Here is a 23,097-nt window from a genome sequence, read left to right as displayed (position 1 = left end):
CCGATGGCCGACGGACCCGCCCGATCTCGAACCGGGCTGCTCGATCACGCGGCGCCGGTCCATCTCGGGACACCGGACGCCCCACTGCACTTCACTGGTCTCCGCGAGCCCGGCGGACGCCACCTCATCGTCGATGGCGATGAGGCGTTCGAGTTGAGCTTCCCGTGCGGTACCTGCGCGCTGCTGTTCCGTCGTCTGGACGAGGGTGCTCGGGCGCTCGCCGCAGGCGCATTGCACGATCACCTGGACGAGGGCGTGCCCGCGATCGCCGATCCCTCGTTGCGCGACCTCGTGTCGAAGATCCTGCCCGAGGCGACCTACCTGCCGCTCCTGCTCTCCATCGAGCCCGTCCTGGTCACTCCGGGTGACGACCACGACTACTTCTCGCGGGAACAGGTCGTGCATCGCGGCGTCGACCCCACGCTCGGTGCGCCGGAGGACCCGGCGACCGCGTATTACCGCGGCTCGACCCGGACGACCGGCGAGCACGAGACCCTCTTCGAGTTCCTGGTGCCGATGGTGCAGCCCGGTCGAAACGACCGCGAGCGCGTGGCCTCGTACGAGGAGCGGCTTCGAGCCGGGGGAGCGGCGACCGTGCTCGCGGTCTCCGTGCTGGACCGGACGCAGCCGTTCGACAGCTTCGACGCCCACACCGGTCTTGTGCACTTCGTCCTCGACGGCCACCACAAACTGGAGGCAGCCGCGCGTCTCGGCGTCCCCGTCGCGGTCCTGTCGTTCGTCTCTGTCGACGCGAGCCTTGCGGACGAAGCGACGGTGGCCGGCCTCCCCGAGCTGCTCGCGCGCTGACGCTCGCCGTTGTGCAGTGACCAGCACGCGGTGAGGGGTTCGCCCCGACGCCCCCAGGTCGTGCCCATGCGAGACTTCGCAGGACGCAGACCGCGCTGAAGACGACACGGTGCCGACGGCGGCACAAGCAGGAGGGCTCCCGTGAGGACTCGGATCTGGCTCGCGCCTGCGATGGCCACGGCGCTCGCGCTCACGGGTTGCAGCACGCAACCGTCCGCAGAGGAAACGGCTCACCGGGACCTTGCCAGGGCTGCAGCGCGGCTGCAGGAGGGTATGACCGAGCTGACGACCTTGTATGACACGGCCGACCTCGCCGTGTCGGCGGTGAGGGGAGGCGAGACGTCGTTCGGCTCGACCCTCATCAGGGCACTGGATCAGATTCCGAGGGCCCGGAGAGGCGCCATCATCTACGCCGTGCAGTCCCGGTCGGATCGTGTCGAGGTCACCGCGATCCTGCGCGGCGTTGCAGTGACGTCGGACTGGACGGGGCACGACACCGCGCAGGTGTATGTCTGCGTCGCTGCGAGTCAGGCGATGGGCGGCGGTTACTTGACGGTCGACGAGGTTGGTTGCCCTGACGGCGTCGCCGCTGTCACTGCGGGTGGCGGACCCGCCGAGCAGGCCTCCATCGACGAACTCGGCCTCGAGCGTCCGTGAGCGGAGTCCGGCTCAGACGGACGCGACGAGCCTCGGAGACCCGCGACGGCCTCATTCGTCTGTCCCGCGGCATTCGACTTGTGGGGTGGACCGGCAGAGCGTCAGTGACCGGGTGGATCACGCAGCGCTGGATCCCCCGATCCCTGCGCGACCCACCGGTCGAGGCGATAAGCGTCGCGCACCCCTGTCGCGAGCACACAGCCCACTGACGCGTGGACTGCGTCGGCATCACCTCCATCAGTGTGACACGAATAAGTCGTTCGTACCAGTTAGAGAAAGACGTCGGCTGTGAGAGCTCCGAGCCTCTAGGCTGAGGCCCCGACCGGCAACGGTCGACGAGTACGGCGCCGATAGATCGGAGCCGGAACACAGGCTGTCCGAGGAGGTCAGGATGCCGGGGACGCGACGAACGCCGACGCAGGAGCGCGGGCAGGTGACGCAGGACGCGATCGTCGAGGGCGCCGCGACCGTCTTCGACCGCATCGGCTACGGGAACGCGAGTCTGTCGATGATCGCGGAGGCGTCCGGGATCTCGCAGGGGTCCATGTACTTCCACTTCAAGTCGAAGGAGCAGATCGCCCTCGCGGTCATCCACGAGCAGCACGACCGGTCGATGCCGCTCATGGCACGGGTGTCGGAACAGTACGACGGGGTCCTCGAACGGCTCATCCGCATTTCTCGCGCCATGGTCGACCAACTCGAGAACGATCCGGTCGTCCGTGCCGGGATCAGACTCACGCTCGATGAGGGTTCGCTGAGCCAACCGGCCGGCGCGTTCTACGAGGACTGGATCTCGGGTACGGCCGTTCAGCTCGACCTGGCGCTGCAGGCAGGCGACCTGGAGAGTTCGATGTCGGCACCGGATCTGGCCCGCACGCTGATCGGATTCTTCACCGGTGTCCAGCTCACCGCCCAAGCCACAGTCGGCCGCTCGGACATCGCAGCATCGGTCGACCGCATGTGGCGGCTCGCGATCGACGCCATCGTCCCCGAGACGAGGCGGGCAGCGGCGACGCAGGTCCGGGAGGACGCGTTCGGCGCTACGGGCGATATGTACCCGGCACGTCCTGCCGCCCCGATGTAGCGATCCACGCCGGACGGCGTACGACCGGACACCCCGACGTGACGCGGTCGACAACCGCGTCCGTGGTGGGCCCGGTGGGGCTCGAACCCACGACCCGCGGATTAAAAGTCCGATGCTCTGCCAACTGAGCTACAGGCCCATACGCGCTCTACTCTACGAGATTTCGACGGCACCCGTTGACGCGCAGGTCAGCGCCCCAGGGGAGGATCGTCCCACGGGGCGAGTACCGTTGTCGGGTGCGCGAAGCGCGTCGCAGGGAGGAACAGGCATGACCGAGGGATTCCATCGTCCGACGAAGCTGCCGCCGTCGATGCTCGAAGCGATCCAGGGCGGTCTCGACCCGGAGGCCGTGTCGAGGATCACGCACGAGACGGCCGTCGCACTCCTCACGCGTGTGCGCGCGGATCCGGACCCTGCCGTGGTCGACCGCCTCGTGACGTACACGGACGAGCACGGGATCGACGCCATCGCGGAGCTCTGGTCGCACGCCAGCCCGCGGAGTCTCCCAGGAGCCCTCTGGCGGATCTACCTACTGCGCCTGCTCATCCGGCAGGACCCGGTGGGGACGAGCTTCAGCTTCCAGCGGGGCTCCGAGCTCATCACCACCGTCGACCCCGTGATCGCCGGCGCGGCCGAACCGACCGGGCCCGAGGAGATCATCGTCCTCGCCGACCAGATCCTCCGTGGCCTCTACACCGGTGACTTCGCGATCGCCCTCGAGCGGGCGGCCTCCTTCTGCCGGATCAACGCGGTCGGCTGCACCTCCCTCGCGGACGACCGGGACGCCGTCGACCCCGCAGACGCCGCGAGACTCACCACGAAAGCCGCACGGTTCGGCACGATCGCCGAGGAACTCGCCGGCTGCGCGCGACTGTGGCGCACCGACTCCCTGGACTGACGCGACCCGTCCGGTCAAGGCCCGGTACCTGGGAATATCCATCGCCGATCACTTGCTACACTGATTCAGCCGGGCCGCAGTAACCCCGGGCTCCAAAAATCGCCGCTTCGAGCGGCCTTGCGCCGAGAGGCGTTTCTGCGGCCTGGCACTTGCTTTCTCCAGAGGTCTTCGCCCTCCTGACGCCCATTCCGTGATGACACCGGAACTGGGGTGTCGAATCGCGTCGATTCCTCCAATCGGATCCCGGGTCGGCACCGAACTCCGTGTATGACCGCCGCACTGTACACGCAGACCCGACCTCGGGCGGGCGTCGCGCAAACGGCCGGTGTCCGTGAGAAGCTAAGACTTGTGACCACGGGACCGGAAGCTGACGCTGCACCGCAGGTGTCATTGGCGAACGTGCTCGACGCGCTCCTCATCCGTGTGGCCGGCGGCGACCAGGTCGCGTTCAGCGAGCTGTACGACCACGTCGCCCCGCGGGTCCTCGGACTCGTCAAGCGGGTGCTCGTCGACCACGCGCAGTCCGAAGAGGTCACCCAGGAGGTGTTCCTGGAGGTCTGGCAGAACGCCCAGAAGTTCGAGGCGGGCAAGGGCACGGCGACGACCTGGGTGCTCACCATGGCGCACCGTCGTGCGATCGACCGCGTGCGCGCCTCACAGGCCGGGCGCGACCGCGATCTCAAGATCGGCATCCGCGACTTCGACGAGCGTGTCGACAACGTGCAGGAGACGGTCGAGATCCGGATCGAGCACGAGCGCGTCAAGCGGGCCTTCGTCCGGTTGAGCGAGCTGCAACGCGAGGCTGTTTCGCTCGCCTACTACGGCGGCTACAGTCACAGCGAGATCTCGAACCTGCTCGGCGTGCCGATCGGCACGGTGAAGACTAGGTTGCGAGACGGAATGATCAGACTTCGAGACGAGTTGGGGGTGCGTACATGACCGAGCGAGACGATGCAACAGACCTGGCAGCCGGAAACGCGCTGCACACCCTGACCCCGCGCGAGCAGGAGCGGTTCGACCGCCTGCGAGCCGAACACGAGTCCGTCCGCGAGGAAGCGGCGGAATTCGAGGAGACCGTCGCCATGCTCGACCTCGCAGTACCTCCCGTGCAGCCGTCGGCAGCGCTCAAGAACTCGCTCATGGCCGCGATCCAGAACCTGCCGCAGCTGCCCGCTGAGGCCCCCGTCGATGCTCCTGTCGCCGAGGTGCAGACGCTTCCGACCGCGGTCCCGGAGGTCGACGAGACGCCGGTCTCGACGCCGATGGCCACACCGCCCGCGGCAGCAACGACCACCCCGGTGGTCGGTGCGGCGGAACGCAAGGCCGCCTCACGGTGGCGTCGCAGCGTCGTCGGCATGGTGGTCGGCGCCGCAGCAGCGGTCGGCCTCATCTTCGGCGGTGTCGGACTCGCGAACACCTTCGGTGGTGGATCCCTCACACAGACGGTCGCGCTCGCGGAGATCAACGCGGCGTCCGACGTCCAGCGCGCGAAGGTGTCGATGGACGATGCGACGGCGACCCTCGTCTGGTCGGGTGAGCTCGGCAAGTCCGCCCTGCTCGTCGACGGACTCGGGTCCTTGCCGTCGGACAAGGTCTACGAACTCTGGTACATCGGCGAGGGAGGCCCGGTCTCGGCCGGCACCTTCTCGGCAGCGAGCGGCACCACCTGGCGTGTTCTCGACGGCGCCATGAGCGCGGGCGACAAGGTCGGCGTGACGGTCGAGCCGCAGGGTGGCTCCAAGCAGCCCACCACCGATCCGATCATGGTCATCGAGACGGCGTAGTCCGTTCCCTCCGGTCCGCGACAGCCTGTCGGCAGGCTTCACCTCGACAGACTCGCGGACGTGCTGCAGACGACGACAGCCCCGCCCGGGAATCCCGGGCGGGGCTGTCGTGATGCCGGCGTCAGATCAACCGAAGCGACCCGAGACGTAGTCCTCGGTCGCCTGGACGGACGGCTTCGAGAACATCGTCGTGGTGTCGTCGTACTCGATGAGCTTGCCCGGCTTGCCGGTGCCCGCGATGTTGAAGAACGCGGTCTTGTCGCTGACGCGGCTCGCCTGCTGCATGTTGTGCGTCACGATCACGATCGTGTACTCCTGCTTGAGCTCCTCGATGAGGTCTTCGATGGCGAGCGTGGAGATCGGGTCGAGGGCCGAGCAGGGCTCGTCCATCAGGACGACGTCGGGGGAGACGGCGATGGCGCGGGCGATGCAGAGACGCTGCTGCTGACCACCGGAGAGGCCGGAGCCCGGCTTGTCGAGGCGGTCCTTCACCTCGTTCCAGAGGTTGGCGCCCTGGAGCGAACGCTCGACGAGCGCGTCCTGGTCGGACTTCGTCATCTTCCGGTTGTTGAGCTTGACGCCCGCGAGGACGTTCTCCTTGATGCTCATCGTCGGGAACGGGTTCGGGCGCTGGAAGACCATGCCGACCTGGCGGCGGACGAGGACCGGGTCGACGCCCGGGCCGTAGAGGTTGTTGCCGTCGATGAGGACCTCACCCTCGACGCGTGCGCCGGGGATCACCTCGTGCATGCGGTTCAGGGTGCGGAGGAAGGTCGACTTCCCACAGCCGGAGGGGCCGATGAACGCGGTGACCGTGCGGGGCTGGATCTGGAGGGAGACGCCCTCGACGGCCATGAAGCTGCCGTAGAAGACGTTGAGGTCGTTGACTTCGATGCTCTTGGACACGGGGTTCCTTTGCTCGCGGCCTAGCGGCCGAACTTGGGGGCGAAGATCTTGGCGATGAGTCGGGCGATGAGGTTCAGCGCCATGACGATGAGGATGAGGACGAGCGCGCCGGTCCAGGCGCGGTCCACGTAGGAAGCCCCGTCGGTGCCCTGGTTCGCGTACTGGGTGTACACGAAGACCGGCAGGGTCATCATCGGGCCGTCGAAGAGGTTGTAGTTCATGCTCTGGGTGAAGCCGGCGATGATCAGGAGGGGCGCGGTCTCACCGATGACACGGGCGACGGCGAGCGTCACGCCGGTGATGATGCCGGCGATCGAGGTCGGGAGGACGATCTTGAGGATGGTCAGCCACTTCGGCACACCGAGCGCGTACGAGGCCTCGCGCAGTTCGTTCGGGACGAGCTTGAGCATCTCCTCGCTCGACCGCACGACGACGGGGATCATGAGCAGCGACAGCGCGATGGCACCGCCGATGCCGAGCCGGACGCCCGGGCCGAAGAAGATCGCGAGGAGGGCGAACGCGAACAGGCCGGCGACGATCGACGGGATGCCGGTCATGACGTCGACCAGGAAGGTGATGCCCTGAGCCAGCCGTCCACGGCCGTACTCGACGAGGTAGATGGCGGTCAGGATGCCGATCGGGATGGAGATGATCGACGTGGCCAGCGTGATGAGCAGCGTGCCGGTGATGGCGTGCAGCGCGCCACCGCCCTCACCGACGACGTTCCGCATCGACAGCGAGAAGTAGTTGAGGTCGAACCGGGCGGCGCCGGCCGAGATCACCGTGATGGCGACCGAGACGAGCGGCAGGAGCGCGATGACGAAGGCCGCGGTCACCAGGGTGGTGAGCAGGCGGTCCTTGGCCTTCCGGCGACCTTCGATCATGAGTGACGCGACGTAGACGGTGACCGCGTAGAGCGCGGCGCCGAGCACGACGGCCCCGGGGAGGTTGTAGCTCTTGTCGGCGGTCGACTGCTGCAGCAGCAGGAAGATGACACCGCTGACGATGAGGCTGCCTGCGAGGATGGTGAGCGGAGCGAACTTCGGCAGCTTGCCCGCGGTGAGCGAGTTGGAGAACGGCGTGGCGATGGACGCCTGACGGCGGTCGGTCGTGGCGGTCATCAGTTCGCTCCCGAGAATTCTTTACGACGGTTGACGATGAGTCTGGCGATGAAGTTCACCACGAAGGTGATGATGAACAGGATCAGGCCGGTGGCGATGAGCTTGTTCACGTCGATGCCGAAGGACTCGGGGAAGTTCAGGGCGATGTTCGCCGCGATGGTGTTCGGGTTGCTCGAGGTGAGCAGGAAGAACGAGTAGACGGCGGCGGGGGAGAGCACGAGGGCCACAGCCATCGTCTCGCCGAGCGCTCGTCCGAGGCCCAGCATCGAGGCGGACACGATGCCGGGACGGCCGAACGGCAGGACCGCCATTTGGATCATCTCCCAACGCGTCGCGCCGAGCGCGAGTGCGGCCTCCTCGTGGAGCTTCGGGGTCTGGAGGAAGATCTCCCGGGAGATGGCCGTGATGATCGGGATGATCATGACCGCGAGCACGAGGGCGACGGTGAGGATCGTGCGACCGGTGCCGGACACCGTGCCACCGAAGAGCGGGATCCATCCGAGGTTCTCGGACAGCCAGGCGAAGAAGGGCTGGACGAACGGCGCGAGCACGAGCGCCCCCCACAGGCCGTAGACCACCGACGGCACGGCGGCCAGGAGGTCGATGACGTAGCCGAGGGCGACCGCGAGGCGACGCGGCGCGTAGTGGGTGATGAAGAGCGCGATCCCCAGCGAGAGCGGCACGGCGATCGCGAGGGCGAGGATGGCCGCCCAGATGGTTCCGAAGACGAAGGGGCCGACATAGGCCCAGAAGCTTGTCGGAGCACCGGTGAACGACGAGGAGTCGGCCGTGAGGGCCGGGAACGCCTGGACGATGAGGAAGATCGCGACCGCCGCCAGGATGACGAGGATGAGCGATCCGGAGACGAGGGAGAGCGTCGAGAAGACGCGGTCGCCGACTCGTTGCTTGGCTTTGGGTCTCGCAGCTAGGGCCTCGACAGCCATTGGTTCCCGTTCTCTCGATGCGATGGTGGTGCCCCACGACGGACTCGGGGAGCGGTTACTGCGGGTGTTGCGAGTGCTGGTGACGCAGGTCGAGCGTGCCGGGCAGGGCCCGGCACGCTCGACCGTTGGACTACTTGATGGTCGCGATCGCGTCCTGGACCTTCTTGGCGAGGTCGGCGGAGAGCGGCGCAGCACCGGCCGACTTCGCAGCCTCTTCCTGGCCGGCGTCACTGGCGATGTAGCCGGCGTACGCCTTGACGAGGTCGGCGACCTTCGGGTCGGCGTACTCCTGGCAGGCGATGAGGTAGCTCACGAGCACGATCGGGTAGTGGGTCGCGTCCGTCGTCTCGCGGTCGAGCTTGATGGCGATGTCGTTCGCCTCGCGGCCTTCGACGAGCGGCGAGCCCTCGACGACGGCGGCAGCACCCTCGGCGCTGTACTCGACGAACTCCTCGCCGACCTTGATCTTCGCGACACCGAGGTCGCCGGCCTTCGACGCGTCGGCGTAGCCGATGGTGCCGGTGCCGCCCTTGACGGTGTCGACGACACCGGAGGTGCCCTTGGCGCCCTCACCCGACTGGAACGGGAAGGTGTCGGCCGGCTCAGCGGTCCAGACGTCGGGCGCGTTCTTGCCCAGGTAGTCGGCGAAGTTCTTCGTCGTACCCGAGTCGTCCGAACGGTGGACGGCGGTGATGGCCGTGGAGGGGAGCTTCGCGTCGGGGTTCAGAGCGACGATCGCCGGGTCGTCCCAGCTGGTGATCTGACCCGCGAAGATCTTCGCGATGGTCGAGGCGTCGAGGTTGAGCTCGTCGACGCCCTCGACGTTGAAGATGACCGCGATGGGGGAGATGTAGACCGGGAGGTCGATCGCCTTGGTGTCCGCTGCGCATGCGGCGAAGGTGCTCGTGAGCTCCTCGTCGGACAGTGCCGAGTCGGAACCGGCGAACTGCACACCGCCGGCGATGAAAGCCTTGCGGCCGGCGCCGGAGCCGTCGGGGGAGTAGTTGATGGTGACGTCCGGGTTGGCCGTCTGGAAGGCGGCGACCCAGGCTTCCTGGGCGCTGCCCTGCGACGATGCGCCGCTACCGGCCAGGCTGCCCTTGAGGTCGCTGGCGGCTGCGCTCGTGGCTGTGGCGCCGCCTTCGTTGGCCGCACAGGAGGTCAGTGCGACGGCTGCGACTGCTGCTACGACCGCGACGCGGCCGAAACGTGAGAACTTCACAGGGATGTCCATTCATTGGTGTGGGTGCGAGCCGGTGCTGGCTCGTCAGTGACGCTAACCATGCGGCATGACGAGCATCCCCCGTGATGGTAAACAACGGGTGAACGGATATCGACGGGTTCATGCCGTCCGACGGGGCGACGCCGCGAACGCACCACGAACGGCCCCTGTTCAGGGAGTGGCGAGGGTATGGGTCAGACGCGGGGTTCGTGCGTCTCGATCGCGATGATGCCGGAGCTCGGATTCGTCCGGGAGAGGTGCACGATGGAGAACGCCCCGGTCTCGAGTGCGGCGGCGCTCCCGAGGTAGGAGCCTCGGGTGGACCCGGTGGCGAGCGCGATCTCGTGCAGGATCTCGGGGAGGACTGGCCCGTGGCTGCAGAGGATGGCCGTCTTGAGTGCCCGGACACGGCGACCGACGACCCGGCGGACGTCGGATTCGCCCCGCTCGAAGGCGTCCTGGCTGATGAGGTCGGAGCGTTTGGGCTCGATGCCCGCGGCCGCGGCGATCGGGCTGATGGTGCTGACGCAGCGCACGGCCGTGCTCGTCACGATCTTGCGGGGGCCGAAGGCCAGCAGGGTCGGGACGTTCCCCGCGGCCTGCTTGACCCCGCGCGGCGCCAGCGGTCTGGTCGCGTCCTCGCCGGACCATTCGGAGGGCGACATGGCCTTCCCATGGCGCATCGCGATGAGGGCGAAGGTCGCGGTGACGCCTTCGTCGACCAACGCGGCGAAGGCGTCGAGGATCTCCACGTCGCGCTCGTAGCTGAGGTAGCTCCGTGCCCGTTTGACGGTGACCCACTCCAGGGCTGCGACCTCGCCGTTCGGGATGAACGTGCTCTCGCGGACGGCCTGGTCGGTGACCTCCGCGGACCAGTAGTGGACGATCTTCTCGCGACCGCTCGACAGGGGGTACGTGGAGACGCCGAGCGGCACACCGAGGTGGACGCTCAGGCCGGTCTCCTCTTTGATCTCCCGCACGGCCGTCTGCGCGAGCGTCTCCCCGGGATCGACCTTGCCCTTGGGGATCGTGACGTCGCCGTACACCGTCCGGTGGATGACGAGGATGTGGACCTTGCCGTCGATGAGGCGCCAGCACACGGCACCGGCTGCGTAGATTGCCGTCGTCGTCATAGTCACTGCCTCGTCGTGTCGTGGTGCTCGGGTGAGTCGCGGTGCGAAGTCGTCAGCGACGGTTCCTCGGCCGGCGGCGGGCCGCGGTCTCGAGCATGAGGGAGTCTTGCAGATCCGTGAGCGGTCGTCCGTCAGCGTCGACCGCGTGGCGCGTCCAGACGCCGTCGGCGTCGAGCCACCACGACGACGTCTGCTCGTCGAGTGCCTGCTCGAACATCGCGGCGGTCGCCTCGAGGTGCTTCGGGTCGGTGAGCCTGACGAGCGCCTCGACGCGGCGGTCGAGATTGCGGTGCATCATGTCGGCACTGCCGATGAACACGTGCGGGTCGCCGTCGTTGTGGAACGAGAAGATGCGAGAGTGTTCGAGGTAGCGCCCGAGGATGGAGCGCACGCGGATCGTCTCGCTCATCCCCGGCTGGCCGGGCTTCAGCGCGCAGATCCCGCGGACCCACAGGTCGACCGGGACCCCCGCCTGGCTGGCTCGGTAGAGCGCGTCGATGATCGCCTCGTCCACCATCGAGTTGACCTTGATGCGGATCCCGGACGGCTTGCCCTCCTCGGCGTTCGTGCGCTCCTGCTCGATGTGCTTGAGGAGGCCCTTGCGCAGGTGGCGCGGCGCGACGAGGAGGCGCTTGAACTTCTTCTCGATCGCGTAGCCGGACAGCTCGTTGAAGAGGCGGGTGAGGTCTTTGCCGACCTGGTCGTCGGCCGTGAAGAGACCGAGGTCCTCGTAGATGCGGCTCGTCTTCGGGTTGTAGTTGCCCGTGCCGATGTGGCTGTAGTGGCGCAGGACCCCGCGCTCCTGTCGGACGACGAGCGCGAGCTTGCAGTGCGTCTTCAGTCCGACGAGGCCGTAGACGACGTGGACGCCGGCCTTCTCGAGCTTCCTGGCCCAGGAGATGTTGTTCTGCTCGTCGAACCGGGCCTTGATCTCGACCAGCGCGAGGACCTGCTTGCCGGCCTCCGCCGCGTCGATGAGTGCTTCGACGATGGGGCTGTCGCCCGAGGTCCGGTACAGGGTCTGCTTGATCGCGAGCACGTGCGGGTCGGCGGCGGCCTGCTCGATGAACGCCTGCACGCTCGTGGCGAAGGACTCGTACGGGTGGTGGACTAGGACGTCCTCACGGGCGATCGACCGGAAGAGGTCGGGCTTGCCGTTCGGTTCGTCGGGCTGGAACTGCAGCGCCGTGGTCGGTACCCGCTTCGGGTACTGGAGGTCCGGACGGTCGATGCCGGCGAGGCTGAAGAGGCCGCCGAGGTCGAGCGGCGATGGCAGGCGGTAGACCTCCTGCTCGGTGATGTCGAGTTCGCGGACGAGGAGTCCGAGGGTGACGTCGTCCATGTCGTCGGTGATCTCGAGCCGGATGGGCGGCCCGAACCGGCGGCGCAGCAGCTCCTTCTCGAGGGCCTGGATGAGGTTCTCGGTCTCGTCCTCCTCGATCACCATGTCCTCGTTGCGCGTGACGCGGAAGACGTGGTGGTCGACGATCTCCATGCCGGGGAAGAGGTGGCCGAGGTGGTTGGCGATGACCTCCTCGAGGGCGATGTAGCGCACGCTGGGGGCGGTGTCCAGCGACGCGGAACGGCGCTCCGCCGGACCGACGCGGACGAAGCGCGGCATCATCTGCGGGACCTTGAGCCGGGCGAACTCCTCGCGCCCGGTCCGGGTGTTCCGCACTCGGACCGCGAGGTTCAACGAGAGGCCGGAGATGTAGGGGAACGGGTGGGCCGGGTCCACCGCGAGCGGCATGAGCACCGGGAAGACCTGGTTGCTGAAGTATTCGCTGAGGTACTCGCGGTCGGCTGCGTCGAGTGAGTCCCAGGTGACGACCGTGACACCGCGTTCGGCCAGGTCGGGGCGGACGAGGTCGTGCCAGGCGCGGGCGTGCCGTTCCTGCAGGACGTGCGCTTGCTGCGAGATCTCGGACAGGACGTCGGCCGGCGCGTTGCCGACGTTCGTCGGGACCGCCAGGCCCGTGAGGATGCGGCGCTTCAGGCCGGCGACCCGCACCATGAAGAACTCGTCGAGGTTCGAGGCGAAGATCGCGAGGAAGTTGGCACGTTCGAGGACGGGTAGCGCGGGGTCTTCGGCGAGTTCGAGGACGCGCTGGTTGAAGGCGAGCCAGCTGAGTTCGCGGTCGAGGTAGCGGTGTTCGGGCAGCGCGGGATCGTTCCGCTCGAAGGCGGGGTCGAAGTCCTCTTCGTCCCCATCGAGGCCGACATCGAGCACGGTTGGGTCTGCTGGCATGCCTTCATCATGACACCGTGGCGGGGGTGGTCGCGACGACTGCGGTGAACACTGTGTAAATGCCGCAGCGCCACACCGCTGTGGAGGGGATCAGGCGTCGGTTCTCGCGTACTGCACGTCGATGGTGTGGTCGGTGAATCCGAGCGATCGGTACAGCGACACCGCGGGGAGGTTGTCGGCTTCGACGTAGAGCGTGACCGCCTCCACCCGTCGATCCCGCAGGCGGGCCAGGCCGGCCTCCATCAGGAGCCGCCCGAGCCCTCGGCCACTGGCCGCCGGGTGCACGCCGACCGCGTAGACCTCGCCGACCGCGTCCTCGACCTTCAACCAGATGAACCCGAGGAGGTCACCGTCGGAGCCTCGTGCGAGCAGGAAGTCGTCGGCGTCGAACCAGGACTCGGCCTCCCGGGCGCGGAGATCGTCGAGGGTCATGCGTCCCTGCTCGGGGTGGTCGGCGAAGGCGAGCGCGTTGACCTCGAGCCACTCCTCCTCGTCGGCTCCCGGCCGGAACGTGCCGACCGTGACATCAGCGTGCCCGGCGGTGGCCGGTCGCGCGCGGCTCGTGGGCGTCTTGGTCAGGCGGAGCTGCAGCAGCGTCCTGATCGGCGAGAAGCCGAACTCCTGTGCGAGCACCCGGGAAGCGGGGTGGTCGCCGTGTGCCCAGATGCGCACCTGCGGGGGACAGTTGGCGAGGACGCCGCGCAGTGCGGCGCGACCGTAGCCGTGGCCCCGCCACTCGGGCTCGACGACGAACTCCAGCTCGCCATGTCCGAGGATGGCCGCTCCCACGACGGCGAAGTCGTCGGGGTCGACCGGCGGGTCCTGTGGTTCGACGGCGAGGATCAGCGTCCGGGCGCCGGACGCGGCGTCGATGAGCGACTGATCGCTGAACGGCGGCTGGCCGTCGACGAGCGACGCCGTGCGCACGACGCGCTCGAGCGCGTCCCGGGTGCGGGCGTCGTCGACGTTACGAACCGACAGCGTCAGCCGGGGCATGATCGTCCTCGTAGACGTTGAAGCGGTAGCCGACGTTGCGCACGGTGCCGATGAGCTGCTCGAGGTCGCCGAGCTTGGCGCGCAACCGGCGGACGTGGACGTCGACGGTTCGCGTGCCACCGAAGTAGTCGTAGCCCCACACCTCGCTCAGCAACTGCTCGCGCGTGAACACCCGGGAGGGGTGGGTCGCGAAGAAGCGGAGCAGTTCGAACTCCTTGAAGGTGAGGTCGAGCGGCTTGCCGTGGACCTTGGCGGAGTAGCTGGCCTCGTCGATGACGACGCCGGACGCCTGGATCTTGCTCGCCGAGTGCTCCTGCGAGGCGCGGCCGATCGCGAGCCGGATCCGCGCGTCTACCTCGGCCGGCCCTGCGGATTCGAGGATGACGTCGTTCACGCCCCAGTCGGCACTGACGGCAGTGAGGCCGCCCTCGGTCAGGATGAGGAGGAGCGGGACCGACAGCCCGGACGCACCGAGGATCTTGCAGAGCGACTTGGCGCTCGCGAGATCCTGGCGGGCGTCGACGAGGACGAGATCCGAACTCGGAGCGTTCACGAGTTGTGCGGGGTCGGCGGGGATCTGCCGGGTGCGGTGGCTCAGGAGCCCGAGGGATGGGAGGACCTCGGTGCCGACCATGGAGGTCAAGACCAAAATTTGCGCCACGCGCATCCTCCCGACTGAGTTTGGAACCATATTAGGCGAACGACCGTACCCCACGTCGCACCGGGCGCCGGCTGGTGGTCCGATGGCGTCCGCTCTGTGACAATGGGTCCGTGAGCGAAACCACTCTCTCCCCCCGGCTGCGCTGGATCAGCGTCGTCTCCATCTGGGCGCTCGCGCTCGTCGGCGTCGTCGTGTCCGGCCTGCTCTGGAGCCCGGGGGAGACCTTCTTCGGGCTGTCGGCCACGCTCGGCCTCTGCACGCTGGCCGCGTTCTCGGCACAGCTGCTGACGAGACAGAAGGTGGGATTCGTCGATCGGATGTCGACGAGCGTCACCGGCGCCGTCCTCATCCTCGCCATCGGCGGTGCCGTGTATGGCCTCATCGCCCTGGCCTCGGGGTAGACTTTCTCCCATGCTGCTCGCTCTCGAAATCTTCTTCATCGGCTTGCTCGTCCTCGCCAGCCTCGCCATCGCGTTCACCGCGGTGGTCGTGCTGAAGAACCTGTACCGCGGTCAGCGCTAGTCCGGGGCCCTCGATGATCGAGATCCCGAGCGGCCTGCCGAGCGAACTGGTCCCGCTGTCGTGGCTCATCGGCGTCTGGGAGGGAACCGGCGTCATCGACTACCGGGTCGGCGACGAGACCGTGACCCGCGAGTTCGGTCAGCGCGTGAGCTTCAGCCACGACGGCCTGCCGTACTTGAACTACAACTCCTACACCTGGCTCCTGCCCGAGCAGCCCCCGCGTGACGCCGAGGGGGCCTCGTCCACGGACGAGGACGCCCTGTCGGACGACACCGCTGCGGACGTCGCGCCTGAGGCGCATCCGGTCGACGAGTCCGGTGTGCCCGAGCCGCTCGTCACCGAGACGGGTTACTGGCGCCTCGAGCGCCCGTTGATCGAAGGCGATCCCGGGCCGGGCATGCTCCCAGGGCAGGGCCCCCGCCCGTTCGGCACGGCGCAGTCGGTCGAGACCCTGCGTACGTCGACCGGCGCCTTCCCCCTACAGGTCTCGATCGTCCACCCGAACGGTGTGAGCGAGCTCTACCTCGGTCAGATCGACGGCCCGCGGATCGACCTCGCGACCGACGCCGTCGTCCGGACCGCTGGAGCCAAGGAGTACGCCGCCGCGACCCGCCTGTACGGCCTCGTCGAGAACCACCTGCTCTGGGCCTGGGACATCGCCGCCCTGGGGCAGGACCTCCGGACGCACGCCTCGGCGCGCCTGGCCAAAGCCGACTGACGTGACCGATTCCACCGGAGCGGTCACGCCGGAAGCGATTCCGGGCTCGCCCTTCCTCATGCTGCCGGGTGCCGTCGAACAGGCGGACGCCGTCGACCACGGCGTCCCCTCCCATTACGGCAGCCCGAACATCGAGCAGCGCCTCATCGCCAGCGGGAAGGCGATCGTCGACCTGTCGAACCGTGGCATCGTGACGGTCACCGGCCCTGATCGGCTGAGCTGGCTCAACTCCATCACGAGCCAGGAGCTGCGCTCGCTGTCCGCCGGCATCTCCACGGAGACCCTCTTCCTCGACCAGAGCGGCCGGATCGAGCACGCGGTCAAGCTGCTCGACGACGGGACGACCACGTGGCTCGTCACCGAGGCCGACAATGCTGCGCCCCTCCACGCCTGGCTCGACCGGATGCGGTTCATGCTGCGCGTCGAGGTGGCCATCGTGACCGAGCAGTACGCCGTGATCGGCGCGGCGGCGGGTCTCGCGGTCGCGGCCGCGGAGCCGAACGGCATGCCGCTCGTCTGGCACGATCCGTGGTCCGAGGTCGCGGTCGGCGGGCATCAGTACGCGACGGGTGAGCACCCGGGTGCAGCGTGGACATGGACCGAGACGATCGTCGCGCGCGAGCAGCTCGAGTCGCTCGTGCAGCAGATCCGTGCGGGGGCGTTCTCCGCCGCGGGTTCGTTGGCCGCGGAAGCCCTGCGCATCGCCGCGTGGCGCCCGCGGTTGCAGTCCGAGGTCGACGAGCGGAGCATCCCGCACGAGCTCGACTGGCTGCGCTCGGCCGTCCACTTGAACAAGGGCTGCTATCGCGGTCAGGAGACGGTCGCCAAGGTGCACAACCTCGGGCACCCGCCGCGTCGCCTCGTCATGCTCCTCCTCGACGGCTCCGACGCGGTGCTGCCACCGGCCGGTTCGAACGTGGTGCTCGTCGGCGACGGCGACGACGCGACCCGGAAACCCGTCGGACGCATCACCTCGAGCGCGATCCACCACGAGCTGGGCCCGGTGGCGTTGGCGATCGTCAAGCGCTCCGCGGATCCGGCGGCCGTGCTGACGGTGGAGGCCGACGGCATCGACGTCGCGGCGTCGCAGGAGATCGTCGTGCCGGCGGATGCCGGGGCCACGGCGAACGTGCCGCGGCTGCCGCGACTCGGCGCCGTCCGGCGCTGACCCCGGTGGGGAGCGACGGCGCCTCGGACCCGGGCGTACGGATCGACCGATGGACCGCCGCGGTTCGTCGCCGCATCGCACTCGGCGACGCCTGGCATCGTCTCGTCGGATCCGTGCCCGCGGTGTTGCAGGTCAGCGCCACGGCGATCGGTGCGTACGCGTTCTCCCACTACGTGCTCGGGCACGCCGTGCCACTCCTCGCCTTGACCGTGACGATCTCGAGTCTCGGGTTCGTTCGCGACGCCCGCCCGATCCGGGTCCTCGAGACGGCCGTCGGGATGAGCGTCGGGATCGCGCTGGCCGAGATCCTGCTCCTCGGCTTCGGTCAGGGGACGTGGCAACTCGCGGTCGCGCTCGTGCTCACATTGCTCGTCGCCCGGTTCCTCTCGCCGGCGGCGTCGTTCGCGATCGCGGCGGCGGTGCAGTCCGTCCTCGTCATGCTCCTGCCCGTGCCTGACGGCGGCCCGTTCGTGCGCACCCTCGACGGACTGATCGGCGGGGTCTTCGCCCTGCTCGCGACCGCGCTCATCCCGCGCGACCCGCGCCGGAGTGCTCGTCGTGACGGCCAGCGGCTCATCGACGAACACGTCCGGACCCTCGCCTCGCTCGTCGCCGCCCTCCGTCTCGGCGACCTCGAGGAGGCGGACCGCGCGCTCGCACGGGCGAGGGCCACCCAGCCGGCCCTGGACGCGTGGCGCGGAACCCTCGACTCAGGGCTCGCCATCGCGCGCATCTCGCCGTTCCTCCGCAAGGCGGTGTTCGACCTCGAACGGCAGCGGACCATGCTCGACGGCATGGACCTCGCGACCCGCAACCTCCGGGTGATCGCCCGGCGCATCGACTACGTGTCGCGCGACGCCACGAGCCGTCCCGAGCTCGCGGACCTGCTCGCGCGCACTTCCGTCGCGCTCGGCATCCTGTCGCAGTCGATCGGCGACATCGCCCAGCAGCCGGTCGCGAGGCAGTCCCTGCTGGAGATCGCGAAGCACCTCGAGCCGGTCGCCGTGCTCCCCGACGCCTCGGTCTCCGAGCAGGCGCTCGTGCTCGTACTCCGGCCGTACCTCGTCGATCTGCTCACGGCGACGGGGCTGCCGACGCCGGAGGCGCAGGCGGCGCTGCCCCCGCTCTGACGGCGGCGTTCGCCGACACTCAGTCCGTCGGGGAGGGATTCGGGGCGACAGCCGACCACGGCAGTGTCAGCTCGCCGAGGCGCCAGCGGTTGCGGCCGGCCAGCACCGGCCACCCGCTGTCCCGAAGCGTCCCGACGGTCGCCAACCAGCGCTGGACCGGGCTGTAGACCGCCAGGGGTGCGTGCATCCGCCAGGCGCGGTCGAGGTCCGTCATGAGCGCATGGATCCGTTCGCCCGGTACGTTGTGGTGGATCAGCGCCTTCGGCAGTCGTTCGGCCACGATGGACGGCAGCTCGAGGTCGGCGAGCCGCAGACTGATGGAGAACGACTCAGCACGCCCCTGGTCGTCGACCGCGATCCAGCTGGACACCCGTCCGATCTCGTCGCACGTCCCTTCGACCAGCACACCGCCGGGCTGCAGCCGCGACGCCATGAGACGCCAGGCCCCCGCGACCTCGGCTTCGTCGTACTGCCGGAGTACGTTGAACGCCCGGATCACCGCGGGGCGGTCGTCGCCGGTCGGCACCTCGAACCCTCCGCGTGCGAAGGAGACCGCAGCCGTCGGCGTGAACCGGGTCGTGCCCGTACGCACCTGCTGCAGCTGCGCGTCGGCGGTGCGGACGCGCCCCGGTTCGATCTCGAACCCGATGACCCGTACGTCGGGCCGGACGGCGAGGAGTCGGTCGTGCAGTTCCAACGCCGTGACGCCGCTCGCGCCGTAGCCGAGGTCCACCACCAGCGGGTTCGCCGTCCGTCTGAGCGAGAGGTGGGTCGCGACCCAGCGGTCCACCCGTCGAAGCCGGTTCGTACCGGTCGTCCCGCGGGTGATCGATCCGACGGGCATGGACCCATTCTCCCTCACGGAGCGGGGTCATCGTCCACCTCGCGGTCATGCGCCGTCGGTATGCTGGGGACATGCCTGAGACTTACACCCTCGTCCTGCTGCGCCACGGCAACAGCGACTGGAATCAGAAGAACCTGTTCACCGGTTGGGTCGACGTCCGACTCAGCGAACTCGGCGTCACCGAGGCCAAGCGTGCGGGCGAGCTGCTCGCCGACTCCGGCATCACCCCGGACGTGCTGTACACCTCGGTCCTCTCCCGCGCGATCCAGACGGCGAACCTCGCCCTCGAGACCGCCGACCGCATGTGGATCCCGGTCAAGCGCAGCTGGCGCCTCAACGAGCGTCACTACGGAGCGCTGCAGGGCAAGGACAAGGCGCAGACGCTCGCCGAGTACGGTCCGGAGCGGTTCCAGACCTGGCGTCGTTCCTTCGACGTGCCGCCGCCGCCGATCGCCGATGACGACGAGTGGTCGCAGGCCGACGACCCCCGGTATGTCGGGATCGACGGCGAACTGCCCCGCACCGAGTGCCTGAAGGACGTCATCGACCGGATGCTGCCCTACTGGGAGTCCGACATCACGGTCGACCTGGCCGCCGGCAAGACCGTCCTCGTGACGGCGCACGGCAACTCGCTCCGCGCCCTCGTGAAGCACCTCGACGACATCTCGGACGACGAGATCGCCGAGCTGAACATCCCCACCGGCATCCCGCTCGTCTACGAGCTCGACGCGGACTTCCGCCCGATCGCCCCGGCTCGCTACCTCGATCCCGAGGCCGCGGCAGCAGGCGCCGCCGCCGTCGCGGCGCAGGGGAAGAAGTAGCGGAAACCCCACCAAACCACCACCCCGGTCGGGAGCACGGCTTGGCGACATCGTCGCTGAACGTCCTCCTGACCGGGGTTTTCCATGTCGCGAAAAAGGGGTTGAACCGCCTCGGGGTTGGGCGTACAGTGACTGCACTGTAACCCGATTGGGGGGATACGCATGGAGCAGTCGACCGACGGCACCCGTTTCCCCCTGTGGCGCGCGCTGGCGCTCGGTGGCTTCGCCGCCGCGGCGTTCACGGCGATAGCCATCTTCGGGTCTCCTTCCTCCGCGCATGCCGACGACGGTGCCACCGATCCTTCGCTCTTGGGCGCGGTGACCGAGGTCGTCGGCTCGCTCGAACAGCCCGTCAGTGCTGTCGCCGAGGTCGTCGACGTCGTCGACGCCACCGTGCTCGAACCGGTGGTCGACGTCGTCGACGAGACCGTCGCAGCGGTACCGGTCGTCAACGACGTCGTCGAGGAGACCGTCGGCACAGCGCCGGTCGCCGCGATCGTCGATCCGGTCGTGCAGACGGTCGACCAGACGCTGACCGGCGTCGCCGACGTCGTCGCGGCGGTCCCGGTACCCAGTGCGCCGATCATCGATCCGGTCGTCCCAGCGCCTCCGCAGGGCCCGGCAGAGGACGTGTCGGCCACCGACTCGACCGCCGTCGGCGCGATCCTCCCGACCACGGTCCTCGGACCGCCGTCTGTGCAGCAGGGCGACTCGACGACCGTGTCGGGCGGCCAGGATCGCGAAGACACGTCGTTCACCACGGCCGTGCCCGCCGCTGCCGTCGGATCGTCCAGCCTCCCCGACACCCCTGCGAACCTCCCCCTGCTGCCGGACGCAGACGGCCGCTGGGCCGTCACGCCGAGTGGCTCCGGGTCCTCCGGCTCCGGTGGTGCCGTCGGCGGTCCAGCAGCGGCCGAACAGTCGATCTCCGTCATCCTCCCTGCGCCCGGCGACGACCGTCGCGGACCCGCGCGAGACGAAGACCTCCCGGCTTCACCCACGTTCCCCTCCGATACCTCTCCTGACTGACCCCGGATCACTCTGCCGTTCGCGGCGGAGGCCCGCCCACTGGGCGGTTCAACGGTCCGAAGCCTCCCGACCACGGGAGCACATCAGTCACTCTGCAAGGAGCAGGAATCATGAATTCGTATGTCAAGAAAGGCCTCTACTGTGGCCTGTTCGTCGCGGGACTCACGTTCCTCGGCGCTACGGCGGCCAACGCCGACACGTCCGGGGACGACAGCATCCTCGGCGGAACCCTCGTCGACGTGGTCCTCGAGGCCCCCGTCGAGATCGTCGACACCGCGGTGAGCGTCGTCGGCGATTCGTCGGCGACGTCCGCACCGGCGGCGGCACCGGCGCCTGAGCCGGCACCCGCACCGGAGCCGGCACCAGCACCGGAGCCCGCGCCGGAGTCGGCCCCGGCCGCCACCACCAGCGGTGACGACAGTGTCGCGGGTGGGAACCAGGTCCAGCTGCCCGTCTCCATCCCGGTGACGGTCGAGGACAACGCGATCTCGATCATCGGCGATGCCGAGCAGTCGGGTTCGACATCCGGACCGGCGGCGGGGGAGTCCGCCTCGCCGGTCACCGACGAGGCCACCACGTCCGGTGACGACAGCGTCGCCGGCGGGAACCAGGTGTCGCCGGTGGTGACCGTTCCGGTCACGGTCGGTGGGAACGCCATCTCGCTGTTCGGTGATTCGAGCAGTGAGCAGGCGGGTGAGCCTGCCACGTCGGGTGGTGCGGCTGTTCCGGCATCGCCGTCGACGACCACCGGTGACGACAGTGTCGCCGGTGGGAACCAGGTGTCGCCGGTGGTGACCGTTCCGGTCACGGTCGGTGGGAACGCCATCTCGCTGTTCGGTGACTCGAGCAGTGAGCAGGCGGGTGAGCCTGCCACGTCGGGTGGTGCGGCTGTTCCGGCGGCGCCGTCGACGACCACCGGTGACGACAGTGTCGCCGGTGGGAACCAGGTGTCGCCGGTGGTGACCGTTCCGGTCACGGTCGGTGGGAACGCCATCTCGCTGTTCGGTGACTCGAGCAGTGAGCAGGCGGGTGAGCCTGCCACGTCGGGTGGCGCGGCTGTTCCGGCTGCGCCGTCGACCACGTCCGGTGACGACAGTGTCGCCGGTGGCAACCAGGTCCTCGGCGACATCGGTCTCCCGATCTCCGTGGTCGGCAACGCCGTCAGCGTGACCGGCGACTCCGAGTCGACCGGCACCTCGGCTTCCGCTCCGGCATCGTCCGGTGGAGGCTCGTCGACCACGGATGGTGACGGCAGCCTTGGCGGTGGAAACCAGATCGACCTCGGCCTGGAGCTGCCGATCACGATCGGCGGCAACGCGATCTCCGTGATCGGGGACAGCGAGACCGCAGGTCCCGGGACGACCGATCCCACCACTCCGGTGGACCCGACCGACCCCACGGACCCGACCGACCCGACGGACCCCACCACCCCGGTGACCCCCGTCGTGCCGACGGTCCCCGCCACGGTGATCACCACCGCGCCGGCGGCGTCCTCGACCGGCTCGGACACCACGGCCTCGGCCGCTCGTTCAGCTGCGCCGACGCTCGCCGACACCGGCAGCGCTGCAGGCCAGCTCCTGCCGCTCGCCGGCCTCGCCACGGTCCTCGGCCTCCTGCTCCTTGCATGCGGCGCGATCACCCGTCGTCGGATGAGCTAGTCCCGCACGAACGGACGAGCGGTGCCGACCCGGTCTCGGGTCGACACCGCTCGTCGGGGTGTCCGGGATCAGCTGGTCAGTGGTGCACCGGCGTGGTCGCCTCGGGGATCCAGTCGCCGGTCGCGAGGTACTGGACCTTCTTGGCGATGGAGACGGCGTGGTCGGCGAAGCGCTCGTGGTACCGCGAGGCCAGGGTGGCGTCGACGGTCGCGACGGGCTCACCCTTCCAGGTGTCGCCGAGGACCTTCTCGAAGACGCTGGCGTGCAGCTCGTCGACGTCGTCGTCGTCGTTGCGGATCTCGTCGGCGATGCGCGGGTCCTGGGTGCGCAGCAGTTCGGTCAGTTTGCGGGCGATCGAGACGTCGAGTCGACCCATCTCGGCGAAGGTGGTCCGCAGGCCCTTCGGCACCGCCTTGTCGGGGAAGCGGTACCGCGACAGCTGGGCGATGTGCTCGGCCATGTCGCCCATGCGCTCGAGCGACGCGCTGATCCGAAGCGCGCTCACGACGATGCGCAGGTCGCGCGCGACCGGCTGCTGACGGGCGAGGATGTCGATGGCGAGCTCGTCGAGTTCGATCGCGAGCTGGTCGATGCGGTTGTCGTTGGCGATGACCTCCTCGGCGACCGCGACGTCCGAGTTGCCGAAGGACTGCGTCGCCTTCTCGATGGAGATCGTGACGAGTTCGGCGATCTCGACCAGGCGATCCTGGACCTCTCGCAGTGACTGCTGGAATACCTCGCGCATG

General features: G+C 68.7%; 23 protein-coding genes and 1 tRNA gene. 13 read left to right on the top strand and 11 right to left on the bottom strand.

Features of this window, described 5'->3' with window-relative positions; translation table 11 throughout:
- The first annotated feature begins 3 nt into the window (after positions 1-3).
- From HOW07_RS04890 to HOW07_RS04880, 3 genes are all read left to right on the top strand, one after another.
- Entirely contained in the window at positions 4-807 is an 804-nt protein-coding gene (locus HOW07_RS04890; protein ID WP_175116232.1) for a hypothetical protein, read from the top strand.
- Between the two features lie 273 nt (positions 808-1,080).
- Complete coding sequence (locus HOW07_RS04885; protein ID WP_175116231.1) at positions 1,081-1,464, top strand: hypothetical protein; 384 nt, start codon at positions 1,081-1,083, stop codon at positions 1,462-1,464.
- A 391-nt stretch (positions 1,465-1,855) separates the two neighbouring features.
- Positions 1,856-2,548, top strand: a complete 693-nt coding sequence (locus HOW07_RS04880) for a ScbR family autoregulator-binding transcription factor (RefSeq protein WP_175116230.1) — start codon at positions 1,856-1,858, stop codon at positions 2,546-2,548.
- Positions 2,549-2,611: 63 nt separating this feature from the next.
- Here HOW07_RS04880 and HOW07_RS04875 read toward each other — a convergent pair.
- Positions 2,612-2,687 (bottom strand) — tRNA-Lys (locus tag HOW07_RS04875).
- A gap of 129 nt (positions 2,688-2,816) precedes the next feature.
- Here HOW07_RS04875 and HOW07_RS04870 point away from each other — a divergent pair.
- The 3 genes from HOW07_RS04870 (at position 2,817) to HOW07_RS04860 (ending at position 5,230) form a co-directional block, all read left to right on the top strand.
- On the top strand, positions 2,817-3,446 hold the full coding sequence (locus HOW07_RS04870; RefSeq protein ID WP_175116229.1) for a DNA-directed RNA polymerase subunit beta: 630 nt from the start codon (positions 2,817-2,819) through the stop codon (positions 3,444-3,446).
- A gap of 348 nt (positions 3,447-3,794) precedes the next feature.
- Complete coding sequence (gene sigK, locus HOW07_RS04865; RefSeq protein ID WP_254773558.1) at positions 3,795-4,385, top strand: ECF RNA polymerase sigma factor SigK; 591 nt, start codon at positions 3,795-3,797, stop codon at positions 4,383-4,385.
- Positions 4,382-5,230, top strand: a complete 849-nt coding sequence (locus tag HOW07_RS04860) for an anti-sigma factor domain-containing protein (protein WP_175116227.1) — start codon at positions 4,382-4,384, stop codon at positions 5,228-5,230. The genes sigK and HOW07_RS04860 overlap by 4 nt, the downstream gene beginning before the upstream one ends.
- Before the next feature lie 126 nt (positions 5,231-5,356).
- Here the strand turns inward: HOW07_RS04860 and pstB are convergent, their stop codons facing one another.
- The 8 genes from pstB to HOW07_RS04820 form a co-directional block, all read right to left on the bottom strand.
- Complete coding sequence (pstB, locus tag HOW07_RS04855) at positions 5,357-6,136, bottom strand: phosphate ABC transporter ATP-binding protein PstB (RefSeq protein WP_175116226.1); 780 nt, start codon at positions 6,134-6,136, stop codon at positions 5,357-5,359.
- 20 nt (positions 6,137-6,156) lie between these two features.
- The gene (gene pstA / locus HOW07_RS04850) at positions 6,157-7,257 is read right to left on the bottom strand and encodes a phosphate ABC transporter permease PstA (RefSeq protein WP_121289743.1); all 1,101 of its coding nucleotides are present in this window, start codon (positions 7,255-7,257) and stop codon (positions 6,157-6,159) included.
- Positions 7,257-8,201 (bottom strand): phosphate ABC transporter permease subunit PstC, encoded by a 945-nt coding sequence (pstC, locus tag HOW07_RS04845; RefSeq protein ID WP_064296608.1) that lies wholly within the window; start codon positions 8,199-8,201, stop codon positions 7,257-7,259. The genes pstA and pstC overlap by 1 nt, the downstream gene beginning before the upstream one ends.
- Positions 8,202-8,331: 130 nt before the next feature.
- The gene (pstS, locus tag HOW07_RS04840; protein WP_371743577.1) at positions 8,332-9,423 is read right to left on the bottom strand and encodes a phosphate ABC transporter substrate-binding protein PstS; all 1,092 of its coding nucleotides are present in this window, start codon (positions 9,421-9,423) and stop codon (positions 8,332-8,334) included.
- Between the two features lie 194 nt (positions 9,424-9,617).
- The gene (locus tag HOW07_RS04835; protein ID WP_175116225.1) at positions 9,618-10,556 is read right to left on the bottom strand and encodes an NUDIX domain-containing protein; all 939 of its coding nucleotides are present in this window, start codon (positions 10,554-10,556) and stop codon (positions 9,618-9,620) included.
- Between the two features lie 52 nt (positions 10,557-10,608).
- Positions 10,609-12,804, bottom strand: coding sequence for an RNA degradosome polyphosphate kinase (locus HOW07_RS04830; RefSeq protein ID WP_064296605.1), 2,196 nt, complete (start codon positions 12,802-12,804; stop codon positions 10,609-10,611).
- A gap of 90 nt (positions 12,805-12,894) precedes the next feature.
- A complete protein-coding gene (gene mshD / locus HOW07_RS04825) occupies positions 12,895-13,800 on the bottom strand; it encodes a mycothiol synthase (protein WP_175116224.1) in 906 nt (301 codons plus the stop codon).
- The gene (locus HOW07_RS04820) at positions 13,772-14,461 is read right to left on the bottom strand and encodes a response regulator transcription factor (RefSeq protein WP_175116223.1); all 690 of its coding nucleotides are present in this window, start codon (positions 14,459-14,461) and stop codon (positions 13,772-13,774) included. Before HOW07_RS04820 ends, mshD begins: the two co-directional genes overlap by 29 nt.
- Before the next feature lie 110 nt (positions 14,462-14,571).
- Between HOW07_RS04820 and HOW07_RS04815 the strand changes: the two genes are divergently transcribed.
- The 4 genes from HOW07_RS04815 (at position 14,572) to HOW07_RS04800 (ending at position 17,999) form a co-directional block, all read left to right on the top strand.
- Positions 14,572-14,862 carry a hypothetical protein gene (locus tag HOW07_RS04815; protein ID WP_064296602.1) on the top strand — a complete coding sequence of 97 codons (291 nt, stop codon included), beginning with the start codon at positions 14,572-14,574 and terminating at the stop codon, positions 14,860-14,862.
- Positions 14,863-14,996: 134 nt separating this feature from the next.
- Complete coding sequence (locus HOW07_RS04810; protein ID WP_071259388.1) at positions 14,997-15,701, top strand: FABP family protein; 705 nt, start codon at positions 14,997-14,999, stop codon at positions 15,699-15,701.
- 58 nt (positions 15,702-15,759) lie between these two features.
- Positions 15,760-16,869, top strand: coding sequence for a folate-binding protein YgfZ (locus tag HOW07_RS04805; RefSeq protein ID WP_175116506.1), 1,110 nt, complete (start codon positions 15,760-15,762; stop codon positions 16,867-16,869).
- Between the two features lie 5 nt (positions 16,870-16,874).
- Positions 16,875-17,999, top strand: a complete 1,125-nt coding sequence (locus HOW07_RS04800) for an FUSC family protein (RefSeq protein WP_121289751.1) — start codon at positions 16,875-16,877, stop codon at positions 17,997-17,999.
- 19 nt (positions 18,000-18,018) lie between these two features.
- Here the strand turns inward: HOW07_RS04800 and HOW07_RS04795 are convergent, their stop codons facing one another.
- Positions 18,019-18,843, bottom strand: coding sequence for a class I SAM-dependent methyltransferase (locus tag HOW07_RS04795; protein ID WP_175116222.1), 825 nt, complete (start codon positions 18,841-18,843; stop codon positions 18,019-18,021).
- A gap of 71 nt (positions 18,844-18,914) precedes the next feature.
- Here HOW07_RS04795 and HOW07_RS04790 point away from each other — a divergent pair, with 71 nt between their 5' ends.
- The 3 genes from HOW07_RS04790 (at position 18,915) to HOW07_RS04780 (ending at position 22,351) form a co-directional block, all read left to right on the top strand.
- Complete coding sequence (locus HOW07_RS04790; protein WP_175116221.1) at positions 18,915-19,664, top strand: phosphoglyceromutase; 750 nt, start codon at positions 18,915-18,917, stop codon at positions 19,662-19,664.
- A gap of 162 nt (positions 19,665-19,826) precedes the next feature.
- On the top strand, positions 19,827-20,693 hold the full coding sequence (locus tag HOW07_RS04785) for a hypothetical protein (protein WP_175116220.1): 867 nt from the start codon (positions 19,827-19,829) through the stop codon (positions 20,691-20,693).
- A 110-nt stretch (positions 20,694-20,803) separates the two neighbouring features.
- Complete coding sequence (locus tag HOW07_RS04780; RefSeq protein WP_175116219.1) at positions 20,804-22,351, top strand: chaplin family protein; 1,548 nt, start codon at positions 20,804-20,806, stop codon at positions 22,349-22,351.
- A gap of 76 nt (positions 22,352-22,427) precedes the next feature.
- Here the strand turns inward: HOW07_RS04780 and phoU are convergent, their stop codons facing one another.
- Positions 22,428-23,096, bottom strand: a complete 669-nt coding sequence (gene phoU, locus HOW07_RS04775) for a phosphate signaling complex protein PhoU (protein ID WP_064296372.1) — start codon at positions 23,094-23,096, stop codon at positions 22,428-22,430.
- Between the last annotated feature and the right edge of the window lies 1 nt (position 23,097).

This window comes from Plantibacter sp. MCCC 1A11337 (assembly GCF_013349365.1).
Classification (GTDB): domain Bacteria; phylum Actinomycetota; class Actinomycetes; order Actinomycetales; family Microbacteriaceae; genus Plantibacter; species Plantibacter flavus_A.
The sequence above is the reverse complement of the archived record's forward strand: the minus strand, read 5'-3'. Positions and strand labels throughout refer to the sequence as shown.

Bases quoted from the DNA above. Each gene is read 5' to 3' on its own strand.
- HOW07_RS04795 (WP_175116222.1), bottom strand. From the start codon at position 18,843: ATGCCCGTCGGATCGATCACCCGCGGGACGACCGGTACGAACCGGCTT.
- HOW07_RS04810 (WP_071259388.1), top strand. From the start codon at position 14,997: ATGATCGAGATCCCGAGCGGCCTGCCGAGCGAACTGGTCCCGCTGTCG.
- HOW07_RS04870 (WP_175116229.1), top strand. From the start codon at position 2,817: ATGACCGAGGGATTCCATCGTCCGACGAAGCTGCCGCCGTCGATGCTC.
- HOW07_RS04790 (WP_175116221.1), top strand. From the start codon at position 18,915: ATGCCTGAGACTTACACCCTCGTCCTGCTGCGCCACGGCAACAGCGAC.
- pstA (WP_121289743.1), bottom strand. From the start codon at position 7,257: ATGACCGCCACGACCGACCGCCGTCAGGCGTCCATCGCCACGCCGTTC.
- HOW07_RS04860 (WP_175116227.1), top strand. From the start codon at position 4,382: ATGACCGAGCGAGACGATGCAACAGACCTGGCAGCCGGAAACGCGCTG.
- phoU (WP_064296372.1), bottom strand. From the start codon at position 23,096: ATGCGCGAGGTATTCCAGCAGTCACTGCGAGAGGTCCAGGATCGCCTG.
- HOW07_RS04805 (WP_175116506.1), top strand. From the start codon at position 15,760: ATGCTGCCGGGTGCCGTCGAACAGGCGGACGCCGTCGACCACGGCGTC.
- HOW07_RS04885 (WP_175116231.1), top strand. From the start codon at position 1,081: ATGACCGAGCTGACGACCTTGTATGACACGGCCGACCTCGCCGTGTCG.
- mshD (WP_175116224.1), bottom strand. From the start codon at position 13,800: ATGCCCCGGCTGACGCTGTCGGTTCGTAACGTCGACGACGCCCGCACC.
- HOW07_RS04890 (WP_175116232.1), top strand. From the start codon at position 4: ATGGCCGACGGACCCGCCCGATCTCGAACCGGGCTGCTCGATCACGCG.
- pstC (WP_064296608.1), bottom strand. From the start codon at position 8,201: ATGGCTGTCGAGGCCCTAGCTGCGAGACCCAAAGCCAAGCAACGAGTC.
- HOW07_RS04835 (WP_175116225.1), bottom strand. From the start codon at position 10,556: ATGACGACGACGGCAATCTACGCAGCCGGTGCCGTGTGCTGGCGCCTC.
- HOW07_RS04830 (WP_064296605.1), bottom strand. From the start codon at position 12,804: ATGCCAGCAGACCCAACCGTGCTCGATGTCGGCCTCGATGGGGACGAA.
- HOW07_RS04785 (WP_175116220.1), top strand. From the start codon at position 19,827: ATGGAGCAGTCGACCGACGGCACCCGTTTCCCCCTGTGGCGCGCGCTG.
- HOW07_RS04780 (WP_175116219.1), top strand. From the start codon at position 20,804: ATGAATTCGTATGTCAAGAAAGGCCTCTACTGTGGCCTGTTCGTCGCG.
- HOW07_RS04880 (WP_175116230.1), top strand. From the start codon at position 1,856: ATGCCGGGGACGCGACGAACGCCGACGCAGGAGCGCGGGCAGGTGACG.